General features: G+C 74.3%; 10 protein-coding genes. 5 read left to right on the top strand and 5 right to left on the bottom strand.

Features of this window, described 5'->3' with window-relative positions; genetic code table 11:
- Positions 1-18 precede the first annotated feature (18 nt).
- Positions 19-1,623 carry a PucR family transcriptional regulator gene (locus tag KJK29_RS03700; RefSeq protein ID WP_215117157.1) on the top strand — a complete coding sequence of 535 codons (1,605 nt, stop codon included), beginning with the start codon at positions 19-21 and terminating at the stop codon, positions 1,621-1,623.
- A gap of 17 nt (positions 1,624-1,640) precedes the next feature.
- Here the strand turns inward: KJK29_RS03700 and dapE are convergent, their stop codons facing one another.
- Positions 1,641-2,711, bottom strand: coding sequence for a succinyl-diaminopimelate desuccinylase (dapE, locus tag KJK29_RS03695; protein ID WP_215117156.1), 1,071 nt, complete (start codon positions 2,709-2,711; stop codon positions 1,641-1,643).
- Positions 2,708-4,174 (bottom strand): amino acid permease, encoded by a 1,467-nt coding sequence (locus KJK29_RS03690; protein ID WP_215117155.1) that lies wholly within the window; start codon positions 4,172-4,174, stop codon positions 2,708-2,710. The genes dapE and KJK29_RS03690 overlap by 4 nt, the downstream gene beginning before the upstream one ends.
- Positions 4,175-4,430: 256 nt before the next feature.
- On the opposite strand from KJK29_RS03690, the gene KJK29_RS39335 reads away from it, so the two are divergent.
- Entirely contained in the window at positions 4,431-4,508 is a 78-nt protein-coding gene (locus KJK29_RS39335; protein ID WP_370443954.1) for a 50S ribosomal protein bL37, read from the top strand.
- A gap of 90 nt (positions 4,509-4,598) precedes the next feature.
- Here the strand turns inward: KJK29_RS39335 and KJK29_RS03685 are convergent, their stop codons facing one another.
- Together KJK29_RS03685 and KJK29_RS03680 are read right to left on the bottom strand one after the other, a co-directional pair.
- On the bottom strand, positions 4,599-5,963 hold the full coding sequence (locus KJK29_RS03685; protein WP_215117154.1) for an aKG-HExxH-type peptide beta-hydroxylase: 1,365 nt from the start codon (positions 5,961-5,963) through the stop codon (positions 4,599-4,601).
- Positions 5,960-7,192: an FxsB family cyclophane-forming radical SAM/SPASM peptide maturase gene (locus KJK29_RS03680; protein WP_215117153.1), complete on the bottom strand. Its 1,233-nt coding sequence runs from the start codon at positions 7,190-7,192 to the stop codon at positions 5,960-5,962. The genes KJK29_RS03685 and KJK29_RS03680 overlap by 4 nt, the downstream gene beginning before the upstream one ends.
- A gap of 199 nt (positions 7,193-7,391) precedes the next feature.
- Here KJK29_RS03680 and fxsA point away from each other — a divergent pair, with 199 nt between their 5' ends.
- From fxsA to KJK29_RS03665, 3 genes are all read left to right on the top strand, one after another.
- Complete coding sequence (gene fxsA, locus KJK29_RS03675) at positions 7,392-7,586, top strand: FxSxx-COOH cyclophane-containing RiPP peptide (RefSeq protein WP_215117152.1); 195 nt, start codon at positions 7,392-7,394, stop codon at positions 7,584-7,586.
- Positions 7,587-7,711: 125 nt separating this feature from the next.
- On the top strand, positions 7,712-11,338 hold the full coding sequence (gene fxsT, locus KJK29_RS03670; RefSeq protein WP_215117151.1) for an FxSxx-COOH system tetratricopeptide repeat protein: 3,627 nt from the start codon (positions 7,712-7,714) through the stop codon (positions 11,336-11,338).
- A 139-nt stretch (positions 11,339-11,477) separates the two neighbouring features.
- The gene (locus tag KJK29_RS03665; protein ID WP_251057693.1) at positions 11,478-12,350 is read left to right on the top strand and encodes a hypothetical protein; all 873 of its coding nucleotides are present in this window, start codon (positions 11,478-11,480) and stop codon (positions 12,348-12,350) included.
- Here the strand turns inward: KJK29_RS03665 and KJK29_RS39145 are convergent.
- On the bottom strand, positions 12,328-14,604 hold the full coding sequence (locus KJK29_RS39145) for an apolipoprotein A1/A4/E family protein (protein WP_215117149.1): 2,277 nt from the start codon (positions 14,602-14,604) through the stop codon (positions 12,328-12,330). The genes KJK29_RS03665 and KJK29_RS39145 overlap by 23 nt on opposite strands.
- Positions 14,605-14,616 lie beyond the last annotated feature (12 nt).

The following is a 14,616-nucleotide window of genomic DNA, read 5'->3' as shown; positions in this document are numbered from 1 at the left end:
CCAGGAGCCCGACCACCCATGGACGCCCGCACCCTCGAGGAACTGATCGGCACCCTCGGCGAGCCCCTGCTCCGGGTGCTCACCGCCCCGGCGGACGGCCTCGCCAGCCCCGTCTCCGAGATCCTGCTCCACGGCCAAGGGGATCCCTTCCCGCGCGGCGCGCCCGGTGCCCTGGTGCTGACCGTCGGGCTGCCGCCGGGCGGGATCGAGCCGCTGGCGCGCGACGCCGCCGCGGCCGGGGTGGCCGGACTCGTCGTACGGGGCGGGGCCTCGCAGCCCGAGACGGTGGCCGCGGCGAAGGCCCACGGCCTCACACTGCTCGCCGTCGACGAGGACGCCGCCTGGCATCACGTCCATCTGCTGCTGGCCTCGGCGATCGGGTCCCGGCCGGGACCCGGGGACAGCGAAGCGGCGTTCGGGGACCTGTTCTCGCTGGCCAACGCGGTGGCCGCGGCGGTGGGCGGCGCGACCGTCATCGAGGACGCCCGGCAGCGGATCCTGGCGTACTCCACCCTGCCCCGGCAGGCCGTCGACGAGGCCCGGCGACAGGGCATTCTGGGCCGTCAGGTGCCCAGCAGCCCCGAGAACAGCGAGCAGTACCGCGTCCTGTTCGCCGCCCCCGGTCCCGTACGCCTCGCCGCGCTGGACGGCGAGGAGCTGCCGCGGCTCGCCGTGGCGATCCGGGCGGGCGGCGAGACGCTGGGGTCGGTGTGGGTCGTCGACGACGGACAGCTCGGCCCCGACGCCGAGGAGGCGCTCGCCCGGGGCGCGTCCACGGCCGCCCTGCTCCTGCTGCGGGCGCGGGCCGGCGAGGAGCTGTCCCGGCAGCTCACGAGCGACCTGCTGCGCCGTCTCCTCGACGGCAGCGCCGATCCGGCGGGCGCCGCGCACCGCCTCGGCCTCGCCGAGGGAACCCCGGTCCGGGTCGTTTCCTTCGCCCTCGACGGCGCCGGGTCCACGCCCGACGAGGAACAGACCGCGCTGCGGCTGCTCGACCTCGTACGGCTGCACTGCGAGGCGCGCTACGGGCGGCACACATGCGCGCTGGCCGACGGGCGGGTGTACGCGCTGCTGCCGGTGACCGGTGCGGAGCCGAGCGGCTCGGCCGGGCGCGAGGAGCGGCACCGGCGCCTGGCCGAGGACATCGTGCGGCGCGCGGCCCAGGCGCTGCGGACGCGGGTGCGGGCCGGGCTGGGCGAGGCGGTGGCGGAGCCGGCGGCGGTACGCGGCTCACGGGACGACGCCGACCTGGTGCTGCGGGTGCTCGGCCCGGGGGAGGACGTCGCCGTCGTGACGGAGGTACGGGCCCGGGTCACCCTGCTGCGGCTGCGGGAACTCATGGACGGGCAGCGGGCGTTGACGGCCGGGGCCTGGCGGGACGTCCTGGCGTACGACACCGGGCACGGCACCGACTACGCCAGGACCCTGGTGTGCTGGCTGGACGCCGGGGGCGACGTCGCGCGGGCGGCCGGGCTGCTCGCCGTCCACCCCAACACCTGCCGGTACCGCCTCCGTCAGGCGCAGCAGCACCTCGGTGTCGATCTGGACGACCCGGACGAGCGGCTGGTGCTGTGGCTGCAGTTGCGCACACTCGGGGGTCTGCGCGGCACCGGCCCGGTCTGACACCCGGGCAGGGGTGGTCAGCCGCTCAGCCAGGCGGTGAGCCGCCGCTCGCACTCCCGCAGTTGCCCGACGGTCACGTACTCCCCGGCGGTGTGCGCCAGCGTCGGGTCGCCGGGGCCGTAGTTGAGCGCGGGCGTGCCGAGCGCGGTGAAGCGGGCCACGTCCGTCCAGCCCAGCTTGGGGCGGGGAACCGAGCCCAGCGCCTCGACCAGCGAGGCCACCGGCCCCTGGCCGAGCCCGGGCAGGGCCCCCGGCACCACCTCGGTGACCTCCACCTCGTACTCGGGGAACAGCGCGCGCAGATACGCCTCGGCCTGCTCGGGCGAACGGCTCGGCGCGAAACGCAGGTTGACGCTGATCACGCAGGTGTCGGGGACGACGTTGTCGGCGATGCCCGCGCGGACGGCGACCGCGTTCAGCCCCTCGCGGTACTCCAGTCCGTCGATGACGATCCGCTCGGCGCTGTGGTCGTCCAGGCGCCGGAGCACGGCGGCCGCTCGGTGCGCGGCGTTGACGCCCCTCCAGGAGCGGGCGGTGTGGGCGCGCTCGCCGCGCACCGTGACGTCCGCGTTCAGGACGCCCTGGCAGCCCGCCTCGACGCCCGCGTCGGACGGTTCCATGAGGATGGCGAGGTCCGCTTCGAGCAGATCGGGGCGGTCGGCGGCGACGCGCTGCAGGCCGTTGCGGTCACCGGCGACCTCTTCGCACTCGTAGAAGACGTACGTCACGTCACGCACCGGCGCGGCGAGGCCGGACGCGAGCCGCAGGGCGACGGCGACGCCGCCCTTCATGTCGCACGCCCCGAGCCCGTACAGCCGCTCGCCCTCCAGCCGGGAGGGCAGGTTCCCGGCGGCCGGGACGGTGTCCAGATGGCCGGCGATGATCACGCGCTCGGCACGGCCCGCATCGGTGCGGGCCACGACGGAGTTGCCGAGGCGTACGACGGTGAGGTGGGGGTGCGTGCGCAGCGCGGACTCCACGGCGTCGGCGAGGCCGGCCTCCTCGCCGCTCTCGGAAGGGACGTCCACCAGGGCTCTCGTGAGATCCACCAGGTCCACCGGGTTCGTGGCCGGGTCGAGCGGGATCATTCCGTGCTCTCCTTCTCGGGTGCGGGCCGGCCGAGCCGGGAGTGCCGGATGCCGTAGAGCAGGTAGACGGCCAGTCCGACGGCCATCCACAGGCCGAACGCGGTCCAGGTGTCCGCGCCGAGTCCCCACATCACATAGCCGCAGCACAGCGTGCCCAGCGCGCAGGTCAGGGGCGCGAGCGGCACCCGGAAACTGCGCGGCGCGCCGGGGCTGCGCCGGCGCAGGATCAGGACGGCTGCGTTGACCAGCGCGAAGGCGAACAGGGTGCCGATGCTGGTGGCGTCGGCGAGCGCGCCCAGCGGTACCAGGGCGGCGAGCACCATGACGAACGCGGAGACGATGACGATGTTGGCGCGGGGCACGCCGGACCGGGCGTGGACCTTGGCGAACAGCGGTGGGACGAGCCCGTCGCGCGCCATCGAGAACAGGATGCGGGTCTGCCCGTACTGCACGGCGAGCACGACGCTCGTGGTGGCGACGACCGCCCCGACGGACAGCAGGACGGGCCAGAGGGTGCCACCGCCGACCGCGTGGACCAGCACCTCGCTGAGGGTGGCCTCGGTGCCCGCGAACCGCTGCCACGGCATCGCGCCGACCGCGGCGATCGCCACCGCGCAGTACAGCGCGGTGATCAGCCCGAGGGAGAGCAGGATGGCGCGCGGCAGATCGCGCTGCGGGTTCTTCGCCTCCTCACCGGCGGTCGAGGCGGCGTCGAAGCCGATGTACGAGAAGAACAGCGAGGCGGCGCCCGCGCTCACCCCGGCCATGCCGAGCGGGAACAGCGGCCGGAAGTTGCCGGCGCGGAACGCGGTGAACGCGACGGCGCAGAACAGCACGAGGGCCGCCACCTTCACCGCCACCATGACCGCGTTCACCACAGCGCTCTCCCGGGAACCGCGCAGCAGCACCACCATGGAGAGCACGACGATCGCGGCGGCCGGGACGTTCAGCACGCCGCCCGCGCCGGGCGGGGCGGCCAGCGACGCGGGCAGCGTCCACCCGACGGTGAGCTCCAGCAGCTCGTTCACGTACTGGCCCCAGCCGACCGCGACGGCGGCCACCGAGACGCCGTACTCCAGCACCAGACACCAGCCGCAGACCCAGGCGACCAGCTCGCCGAGCGTGGCGTAGGTGTAGCTGTACGAGGACCCGGCACCGGGGATCATGCCGGCCAGCTCGGCGTAGGACAGGGCGGAGAACAGCGCGGTGAGCCCGGCGAGCACGAAGGAGAACACCACGGCCGGGCCCGCCTCGGGCACCGCCTGGCCGAGCACCACGAAGATCCCGGTGCCCAGGGTGGCTCCCACGCTGAGCAGCGTGAGCTGGGTGAGCCCCATGGTCCGGCGGAGCTGACCGCCGTCGGCCTCGGCCACCAGATCGGCGACGTCCCGCCGCCGCGTCAGCCTGCCGCGGACACCGGCCTCGCCCACGGATCTCCGCGGCCCGGTTCGCACACTGTCCACGCGTTCACTCCTCTCACGACTCCCGTTGTGGCCCTTGATGATGCGTAGCGGGGGCGTGGGGAGGGGTGTGCGCGTCGGCCAAGACGGCGGGTGCCGCTTTGGCCTTCCGGCCAATGCCTCGCCCCAGTGACATAGGCCACCCCTGTGCGCGCACATCGGGTGTGTTTGCCGTGGCGGCGGCTGGAAAGGCGCTCTGTGATCACCGGATGCGACAATCCGGTGGACAGTGACCAAAAGGCAAGAAAGAGGAGGCTCGATGTCCTCGAAGCGACGTCGCAAGAAGAAGGCCCGCCGCAAGAACGGCGCGAACCACGGCAGCCGTCCGCAGTCCTGACGCGGTCCTGCGGGCACGCCGACGCAATCGGGTGGGTGGCACATGCCACCCACCCGATTGCGTTCGCGGGCACCGTGCGAGCAGGTTCGCTCAGATCAGCAGCGCCTGAGGCACTCCGTTTCTGCGCACCCACTCCGTCCGGTGCTCCGCCGCCAGGGCCTGCCCCCGGCGCCGGGCCTCGGCCGGGACCGGGAGGCGGCACAGACCGTCGAGGGTGTCCAGCATCGTCCGGGCGAAGCGCTGTCCCAGGGGCGTGAGGCGGCCGGAGGTCAGCAGCACCTCCGTGGCCTCCCGGGCGCCCGTACGCCAGCGGACGAACTGGGCCTCGGCCCGGGCGAGTTCCTCCGGACCCCGCTCCACGGCCCGGCGGCGGTTCCAGAAGTCCGTCACGCCCAGATGCGCGTACGCCCCGTGGAAGAGCCCGAGCAGGGGCCGCGGGTCGGGGCGCCACGGCGCGTAGTAGCGCTCCTCGCCGCCGGACTCGAACAGGTCGAACAGGTGCAGGAGGGCGGCGAACTTGCTGTGCTGCAACTCGTGGGCCATGGACAGGGCGAGACCCCGCCCGGTGCGCGGCCGGGACAGCGCCATGGAGCCGAACGCCTCCGCGCTGCTGCCGCTGAAGCTGCCCGTGCTGTCGAGGGGGACCAGGGTGCGGGGGCCGGCGGCGAGTTCGGCGTAGGTCACCGGGTGGTGGGACCGGAGTGTGTCGCAGGCCTCCCTGGTCGTGGCCTCCCACCAGCGCAGATCGTCGGTCGTCAGGCCCAGGGGCCGCTCCGGGACGCCCGGGAAGCGCAAGGGGTCGATGTCGTCCAGGAGCAGCGGTGCTCCGGTGTCGGGCACCAGGATCCGGTGCGCCGCCCGCCATCGTCCGGCGGGCGCGAACGGCTCCGGTGGCACCTCGACCGGGCCGGGCACCGAACTCCGCCCCGCCACCCCGACGCGCGCCGCACCGTCGGCACCGACCACCACCTCGGCCATGTCACCCGGGCGGGCACCGGGGAAGTCCGCACCACCGAGCGAGGGCAGGAAGACGAGGTCCGCGGTCAGACGCCACCGCACCCGGGCGGGCACACGCGCGCGGACCGCCGCGGCCGCGGCGAGGGCGCTGAAGCGCTGGACCGGCAGCTCACCGGCCGCACCGGCCTCGCCCTCGACGACGCGGTCCAGCCGGGCCAGCAGTCCGATCAGGGCGGTACCCGCCGACGGGTGCGTCAGCACCGCCGACACCGCCCGGGGATCGGCCCGGTGGGCGGCGGCCAAGAGCTCCCAGGCCTGCCCGGCCGTCTCGGCCACACCGCCGCCGATGTCACGGGCGGCCTCGGCGACCGCGTGGGCGCAGGCCAGACGGCGGCTGTACTCGGCGCGGGCGAGCAGCTCCAGGGCCTCGGCCCCGCCGCCGCCCGTCGCGATCGCGGTGAAGAGCCTGCCGGGCATACGGAGCGGCACGGGCCTCATGCGGCTTCCGCCGGGGTGCCGCGCAGCCGGTCCAGGTCTCCGGCCAGCCGCTCCCTGACCCGGTCGATCAGGGCGGTCAGATCGGCGCAGTAGACACTGGGGTTGGCGAACCCGGTGGCCGGCCGGTAGCGGTTGGCGTAGTGGCCGCCCCCGCACACCCGCAGCAGCCGGCAGTCGCGGCACTGCGCGGACAGTCCGTCGGCGCCCCACTGGCGGGCCGCCACACCCGGATGGCGCAGCAGCGCGTCGAAGGAGTCCCGCCCCACGTGCAGGCCCGTCCGCGCGGCGCCGTGATAGGCGGTGCGCAGCGTGTCGTCCTGGGCGAGGGAGCCGTCCGTCTCCACCACGGCGTACCGCACCGGGGCCAGCCCCAGCGCCTCCGTCTCCGGGGCGCCGCCCAGCAGCAGCGCCATCATGTCCTCGAGCAGCCGCACCCGGGTCTCCCGCCGACTGGCCCCGTACCACCGTTCGAACACCCGCCACAGCCAGTCCGCGTACGGCGTGCCGGGCAGGCCGGGCCGCAGTCCCGGCGGGGGAGTGTGCCAGTTGCCCTGCGGCAGCAGGAAGTCCACCGCGGGCGGCCGGTACGTCAGCAGATGCTCGTAGCAGCGCACCGGATCGTTGCGCAGGTCGATGGTGCACAACAGGCCCGCGAACAGCTCGCGGTGCGGCCCGTCGGCCAGCCGGTGCAGGGCGGCGGCGACCCGGGCGTGGCTGCCGCGCCCGTCGGCGCCGCGCCGGTGCCGGTCATGAGCCGCGCGGTCGCCGTCCAGACTGACCGAGACCCGGATGCCGTGCGCCGCGCACAGGTCGAGCCAGCGCTCGGTCAGCCGTACGCCGTTGGTCTGCAGCGCGAGGTGCAGCCGCACCCCGGGGCCGACGGCGGAACGCAGGACCGAGGCGGCGCGGCCGAGCGCGGCCTCCCCGGCGAGCAGGGGCTCGCCCCCGTGCAGCACCACCCCGGCCTCGCGCACGCGGTGCGCCGCCAGATGCCCGGCGATGCGCTCGGCCGTACGGTCGAGGACGTCCGGCGCCATGACCCGCGGCTGCTCGCGCCAACTCGTGTCGTGCGAGCGGTACATGTAGCAGTAGCGGCAGGCGAGGTCGCAGCGGCTGTGCATCTTCAGTACGAAGGAGTGGAACGGGGCGGGCACCCATCCGGCGGCTTCCCTCGCCACGACGTCGTCCGCGACCGGCCACGGCGGCTCCGCATGGCGCAGTCGATTCATACGTACCCCCCGGTTCGCATGCCAGCCGGCCCGGGTGTTCACCTGGCCGGCCACGCCATTTGGCCCAGTATTCGGTGCCGGTGACAGACCGTCAACATCGCAATTCCGTCGTCCCCGCGGCCCCCGCCCGAAAGTAGCCGGTTTCGCGAGCCACCCCGTGGGGACGTCAACACTGGACACGAGCCGCGGAGGATGAGCCATGGCAGAGCTCGAGGAAGCGGGCGCCGAGCGGGGCGAGGACACCCTGGAGTCCGTCGTGCTGGACCTCACCGACGTGCCGCTGGACGACCTCGCCGCACTGCCGCCCTCCGTGCTCGGGGAGACCCTGCGCCGGCTGCGCACCGGGCGCACGGCGGGAGATCCCTTCGTCACCGGGTTCAGCGAGAGCCAGTGACCGGCGCCGCGTGGCGACGCCGCCGTCGCGCGAAACCACCTGATCAGGGGCAACCCGCCCTATAATGACCGTCCCTGACTGTCGTGCACCACCGTCCAGCACCTGCCGTCCGAAGCGGAGTGGCCATGCCCGACACCCACGCAGCCGACCGCTCGGGACGGTTCGCCCTCTTCTGCTCCACCGCGGAGAACCTCGGCGTCAGCACGACCGTACGCAACGTCGCCGACCTGCTGGCGGCGGGCAATCGCAGCGTGCTCATCGTGGACGGCAGGGCCACCGGCGCCCCGGCGGGAGCGCCCGTGCCCGAGCCGGTGCCCGGCCGGATCGCCTCCGTCGCCCGCCCGGACGCGGCGTCCCTCCTCGCCCTCGCCTCGGACCCCGAGGCCCTGCGCCACGACCACGTCCTCGTCGAGGCCCCGCTGCCCGACTCGCCCGGCGCGCCGCCCGAGGGCAGGCTCGGCTCCCTGGCCGACTCGCTGGTCCTCTGCTTCGCCATGACCGCCTGGTCCATCGACGGCGCCGCCGCCCTCGCCGAGCAGCTCAGCGGCGGCCGCGCCGACCGGCCCGTACGGCTGATGGCCCTCGGCCTGAAGAGCAACGTCGAGTCGCACGACCGGCTGCGCGGCGCCCGCGAACGCGTCCGTGGCAAGTTCGGCCCCCTCTCGCGCGGCTCCCGCACCTCCGAGGTCGCCTTCCTGGAGATCCCGTACCACCCGCTCTACCTGGACACCCGGCAACTCGCCGTCGAGAGCGAGCCCGAGGGCTCCGTGACCGGGCTGCGCCCCTACTACGAACGGCTCGCCGACTGGCTCCGCAACCGGCGGCCGGTGCCGCTCGGCCGGGTCACCCTCGTCCACTCCCAGCGCCACGCCCCCTGGGCGGCCTGGCTGGAGGACCAGTTCCGGCGCGGCGGCATCCGCACCGAACTGCGCGCCCAGGACGCCTACTCCGGCGACCGTCCGGCCCCCGGCACGGCGCTGCTGTTCCTCTCCCCGGCGGACATGGACCACGCGGCACTGGCCCAGCTCGCCGCGCTGTCCCACCCCGACGTGCGGATCGTCCTCGCCGACGAGCCCTTCCCGGACGCGGGCGCCGCCCACCACGAGCGCATCGACCTGCGCGGAACCGACGAGGACGAGGCCGTGCGGCGGCTGTACGCCGGCCTCGGTCTCGGCGCCCCGCCCCCGGCGGACGGCCCGCCCGGCGCGCGCTTCCCGCGACTGCCCGCCGTCACCAACGTGGCCCCCCGCTACAGCGGCTTCGTCGGCAGGGACGACGTCCTCGGGAACCTCCTGGAGGAACTGCACACCGCCGGCCGGGACCACACCCCGCTGGTCGTGCACGGCGCGAGCGGCTGGGGCAAGAGCGAGACCGTACGGGAGCTGTGCCACCGCTTCGGCTCCGCCTACGACGTGGTGTGGTGGGTGCGCTCCTGGGAGATCCCCCGCGCCCGCCGCGGACTGAACCGGCTCGCCGGCCGGCTGGACCTGGTCACCACCGGGGACGGCGCCTCCCCGGCGCTCCTCGACCACCTCGCCCGCGCCGACACACAGAGCTGGCTGCTCGTCTACGACGGGGCCGAGTCCCCCGACGGACTGCGGGAGCTGCTGCCCACGCCCCACACCCGCGGGCACGTCCTCATCACCAGCCGCACCGCCCCCGCCGCGGGGGACATGGCGGCCTTCGCGCTGCCGTCCATGTCGCCGGCCGAATGCCGGGCCGTCCTCGGCGAAAGCCTCGCGGAGATCGACGAGGAGCAGGCCCAGCGGGTCGGGCAGGTCCTCGGCTTCGTCCCGCTCGCCGTGCGTATCGCCGCCCTCTGCCTCGCCGAGCGCGCCGCGGCTCACCGGCGCGACGACAGCATGGGCGACCGGACCGCGGCCCGCGCCGCCGTCGCCCACCTCCTCGCCGAGTACCGCACGGCCCAGGCCGCCCTCCTCGAACGGGACGGCGCGGCCCCGCCCGTGACGGTCATGGTGCGCGTCGCCCGGCAGACCGTGCTGCACACCCCGGGCGCCGCCGCCTGGCGCGCCGAGAGCCGCACCAGCGACGCCCTCGGCTGGCTGCTGAACGCGGCCTCGCTGCTCACCGGCCGGGGCATGGGGCTCGAACTGCTCAGGTCGCGACACATCCTCGCCGAACTGGCCCGCGACGACGCGACGGCCCCGGACCCTGGCGCGCACCGCACGCCGGCCGACGCCCGGCTGCCCGACGAGCACATGGTGAGCGTCGCCCTGTGGGCACTGTCCCGGGTCGGCCTGCTGGAGGTCGACTTCGACCGGCCCGACCAGCCCCTCGGACAGCACCACGCCGTACGGGACGCCGTCCGCGACGACATGGAACCGGCCGAGCGCGCCCGCATCGAGCAGGTGCTGCGCGGCACCCTCGCCGAGTTCACCCCGGACGAGAACCGCGGCCTGTCCGCCGACTGGGCACGCGAGGTGTACTCGCTGCGCCTGTGGGAGGACGACCGCCCCCGCGTCCGGCGGTCCATGCTGCGCCATCTCAACGCCCTGAGCCAGCGCGGGGAGACCGCCGACCTGGCCCGGCTGCTCGACATCTCCGAGCGCGCGCGGGAGGCCTGGAGCCCGCAGGGCGACGACCCGTCACCCGAATATCTGCGCCTGCTCAACCTCACCGCCCGCGCCCACCGCCTCGACGGTGCCTACGAACAGGCCCGCCAGCTCTCCGAACAGGCCCTGCGCGGCCACCGCAGACTGCTCGGCCCCCTGCACCCGAGGACACTGCTGTCGGCCGACTCCTACGGCGCCGTGCTGCGCTCCCTCGGCCGGTTCTCCGACGCGCTCTTCCAGGCCCGGCCGGTGCTGGAGGGCCTCACGCTGCTGCTCGGACCGCGGCACCGCGCGACCGTGCAGGCCGAGCACAACCTCGCGTTCACGGAGGCGCTGAGCGGCCGGGCCCCCGACTCGCTGGCCCGGCTCCTCGCCCGGTTCCGCTACCGCCAGGCCATCGGCGGCGAGGACGACCCGGCCGTCTGGCGCTCCGCCGACCTGCTCGCCTGGGTCTACCGCACACTGGGCCGCGACGCGGAGTCCCAGGACCTGCTGCGGCAATGGCTCCACCGGCACGGCGACATCGCGACCGGCACCCGGCTGAGCATCGAACTCGGCCTGGCCGTCAGCGAACGCCGCATCACCTACAACTCCGCCCGCCCGCACGAGCGGGTCTACGGCTACGAGAAGGCCCTGGAGCGCGACCGGCGGGTGCTCGCCGAAGCCACCGGCCGGTTCGGCGCCGACCACCTGGACACCCTGCGCTGCCGCTTCAGCCTGGCCGCCGACCTGCACGCGCTCGGCAAGCACGACGAGGCCGAACACGAGGCCCGCCAGTGCGGCCACGCCCTGGAGAACACCCTCGGCGCCTGGCACCCCTACGCCGGACTGGCCGGGGTCCGGCACGCCGTGTATCTACGGGCCACCGGCGCCGTCGACGAGTCCGAGACCACCGGCAGGGCCGCTCTGCACCTCCTGGAGGACCGGCTCGGCGACAGCCACCCCTGGGTTTCCGCCGCGGAGAACTCCCTCGCCGCCACCCTGGCCGCGGCCGGGCGCCCGTCCGAGGCGGCCGGACTCGCCGAGGGCGCCCTGCGCCGTTTGCGGGACCTGGACATGGGGCATCGCCCCGATGGCCGAAGGGTGAGCGCGCACTTGGCCTGGCTCACCTCCCGCGCCACCGCCCGCACGGCACCCGCCAGGGACTTCGACATCGATCTGGAACTGCCCGGAATCTAGGGAAAGGTGAGCGTACGTGGCAGCAGCCCCGCACCCGGAGACCGAGCTCTTCACCGAGTCCCACTGGTTCCCGGAGGGCCACGGCCGAATAACAGAGCTGTGCCAAGGGGCCTTCGTCGGCGTTCCCGCTCTGCGGTCGGTGGCCCACTACAGCAACGGAATCATCGACTTCCTCGTCCGCAGAACCGACTGCGCCCCGCTGGCCGGCCTGGTCACCGTCGCCGGCGAGGACATCGCCAACGAGGCTTTGCCCGGCAGTCGGCTCCTGCTGTGCACCCAGGACCTGGGCGCGCTGATGCGGCCCCTGGGCACCGGCGAGCTGATGCGCGTCGTGGTCGCAGGCGCGCGCGGCGGACTGTGGGGCGGTCGCGTCAAACCGGGGGAGTACCTGGCAGCGCTCACCGACACGCCCGGCGGGATGCCCGCCGCCGATGAGGCCATGAACACCCTCGTCTCCACCATCCGCACCCAGGTGCACCATCTGCCCGACGAACTGCCCGGCGGCCTGACGGACCCCCCGGACCCCCTGCCGGAACACAAGGGGAAACTGCGCATCGACTTCGGGACGGCGGCCGCCGCCTACGAGAACCTGACCGAGATGCGGCTGCGGGCCCTGTGGGGCGGCCACGTCAACACCCTCGACCTGCACTACGCCGCCTTCTACCAGGACTGGAAACTCGTCTGCGCGGGCGACGTCTTCGAGAACGCCGAACTCGGCCCGCGCTTCCTGGAGACCAGCGTGCGCTCACGCCGCACCGGGTACCGCGACCTCGCCCAGAGCCTGCGCGGCCATCTCGCCCGGCTCACCGACGCGCTGCGGCTGGTGGTGCAGCCGCCCGCCGACCGCCTCGTCCTGGACGTCCAGGAGGGCGCCGTGTACGTGATCTGGCTGTCGCCGCGGGACTACGTCCTCGGGGTGACGCTGGACCAGCGGCAGGTCGCCCACGCGGAGAGCCGGCTCCATCGACTGGCGGACGTCCTGCGCGAGATCACGGAGCCCGCACCGCGCTGACCAGCCCGCCCCAGACCTCGTCGGCGAGCGCCTCCACCGCGCGCGCCGCGGTCGGCCGATGGACCGGGCCGGAAACGCCGAGGGACTGCACGGGCAGCACCTCGACCGCCGTCTCGTACTCCCGGCAGACCCGGCGCAGCCCCGCCCACTGCTCCTCGGACCGCACTCCGGACGAGGCGGCGCGGAACCAGGCGTCGGCGCCCGCGCGGAACCTCTCCGTGAGCTGCCGGACCAAGGTGGCGCAGCCCAGCGCCGCCAGATCGGCCCGACCCGCCCGCAGGGACGGGCTCCCGTCCGGACCGGCCCCGGACGAACCGCCGGCCAGCCGTTCCACGGCCGCGTCGAGGAGGGAGAACACCTCCTCGAACCGGCCCTCGACCGGGTCCGGCAGCGCCGTGCGCGCCGGGCCGGGCGCCGCCGCGACCAGATCACGCCGGGCCAGATCGCTCACCGTCCGGCGCAGCAAGCCCAGTTGGGAACTGTGCTCGCCGAGCGCGCCGCGCAACTCGCTGGTCAGCTCCGCGAGATCGGCCTCCTTGCGGAGTTCCGTGAGCCGGGCGCGCAGCCGGTCCAAGGCCTCGTTCACGGCCTGCTCGAAGTCACCCGGGCGGTACAGCAGGGGCTGCGATCCGAGCGAGCGCGCCAGCCGGTCCCGCATGGTCCGCGACACATGGCCGTTGACCACCAGCAGCACCTCGGCCCGGGCCGGATGGAGTGTGCCGCGCAGCGCCCGGACGCGCGCGGTGATGCGCTCCTGGTCGTCCGCGACCAGCACCGACGAGGTGACCACGATGGCGATGTAGGCGTTCGGGAAGGGCTCCAGCCAGTACGCCACCACCAGCGGCCCGTCGGCGGCGGGCCCCCGCGCCGGGACCGGGTCGACCGAGGCGATGCGCCACTGTCCCACGGCCACCGCGTCGTGGATCGTGGAGAGCACCTGTTCCTCGGAGACGTTGCCGTGCAGAGCGCGCACGGCCCGCAGTACGGTCGCGGGGGTCACCTCCCGGACCGTGCCGCCGCCGTCCCCGCTCAACTGCCAGGCCCGGTGGCAGGTCTTGAGGATCTCCCGGGGCACCCCGCCGGTGAGTTCCTGGAGGATCGCGACCGACTCGGAACCGAAGGGCGCGGGCCACCGCTCGATCGAGCCCGTTCCCTGGACGGCGTCCGGACGGGCACCCGAACCGACGTACTCGGCGACCAGATCCGCCGTCAGCTCCGAGGTGAAGCGGGTCGGCCACAGCTGCACCACCCGCTCGTGCAGGCTCGGGCGGAACGCGTTGAGCCCGCTGGGCGACGTGCAGAACACCAGCAGGCCCCCCTGGCTCACATACACGTTGACCAGGCGCTCGAAGGCATCGACGAACGTACGCCGGGAGTCCTCCGGCCAGTCCAGCACCTTCTCCAGCGAGTCGATCAGCAGAACGTACGGCTTGTCGAACCGGCCGTGCAGGAAGCCCTGGACGGCCAGCGCGTCGAAGACCGGGTCGATGCCGGTGACGGCGTCCTTGATGCCGCGTTCCCTCAGCTGCGGGGCGGGCTCGTCACCGGTCAGCCACGCCCAGACCATCGAACTGAACCGGGGGTCCTGCAGCAGGGCGAACGCGGTGGCGAACCTCCTGTGCTCCGTGACCTCGCTGAGGGTGACCCGCAGATCGGCGTGCATCACCTCGGGGTCGTAGCGCAGGGCGGAGACGACCTTGTCCGGGTCCAGGACGCGGTCGCGCAGCCCGGTGGCGATGTCGTCGAGGGCGATGTCGCCGAGCGGGATGTCGTCCGGCCGGCCCGGCCGTGTATCGGAACTCCGCTCGCCGACCCGGGCCGCCGTCACGTGCGCGTAGTAGTCCCGGACGAGTTCCTCGAACGCGGCCTTGCCCTCCGGGGTGTCCGCCGGGCCGCGCAGCCGGTCGCGGTACATGCGGCCGAAGTCCTGCACGGGTTCGTCGACGATCCACATCGCCGGGCCGTCCGGGCGGGCGAGCGCGTTGCAGACCTCGCGCGCCGCGTGGCTCTTGCCCAGGCCGAACTCTCCCACCACGGCGATCGCCCGGCCGCGCCGGCGGCCTCGGGGCCGGTCCCGGAGGTAGTCGCGCACCAGGTACTCGAGATCCTCGAGGAACGGCGTGGAGACATGGGCGTTGCCCGAGTCGGCGGCCTCGACCGGTGCCTCACCCAGGTCTGCCGACGGGCCGAGCCGCACGACCGGCACCAGCGGGAAGGGGTTGCTGTACCAGGTGTCTGCGCTGTTTGCGGCCACGATGGCACTCCT

It is taken from the genome of Streptomyces koelreuteriae (assembly GCF_018604545.1).
GTDB classification, from domain to species: domain Bacteria; phylum Actinomycetota; class Actinomycetes; order Streptomycetales; family Streptomycetaceae; genus Streptomyces; species Streptomyces koelreuteriae.
This window is presented reverse-complemented; position numbering and strand designations above follow the sequence as displayed.

Bases quoted from the DNA above. Each gene is read 5' to 3' on its own strand.
- KJK29_RS03700 (WP_215117157.1), top strand. From the start codon at position 19: ATGGACGCCCGCACCCTCGAGGAACTGATCGGCACCCTCGGCGAGCCC.
- dapE (WP_215117156.1), bottom strand. From the start codon at position 2,711: ATGATCCCGCTCGACCCGGCCACGAACCCGGTGGACCTGGTGGATCTC.
- KJK29_RS39335 (WP_370443954.1), top strand. From the start codon at position 4,431: ATGTCCTCGAAGCGACGTCGCAAGAAGAAGGCCCGCCGCAAGAACGGC.
- KJK29_RS03685 (WP_215117154.1), bottom strand. From the start codon at position 5,963: ATGAGGCCCGTGCCGCTCCGTATGCCCGGCAGGCTCTTCACCGCGATC.
- KJK29_RS03680 (WP_215117153.1), bottom strand. From the start codon at position 7,192: ATGAATCGACTGCGCCATGCGGAGCCGCCGTGGCCGGTCGCGGACGAC.
- fxsA (WP_215117152.1), top strand. From the start codon at position 7,392: ATGGCAGAGCTCGAGGAAGCGGGCGCCGAGCGGGGCGAGGACACCCTG.
- fxsT (WP_215117151.1), top strand. From the start codon at position 7,712: ATGCCCGACACCCACGCAGCCGACCGCTCGGGACGGTTCGCCCTCTTC.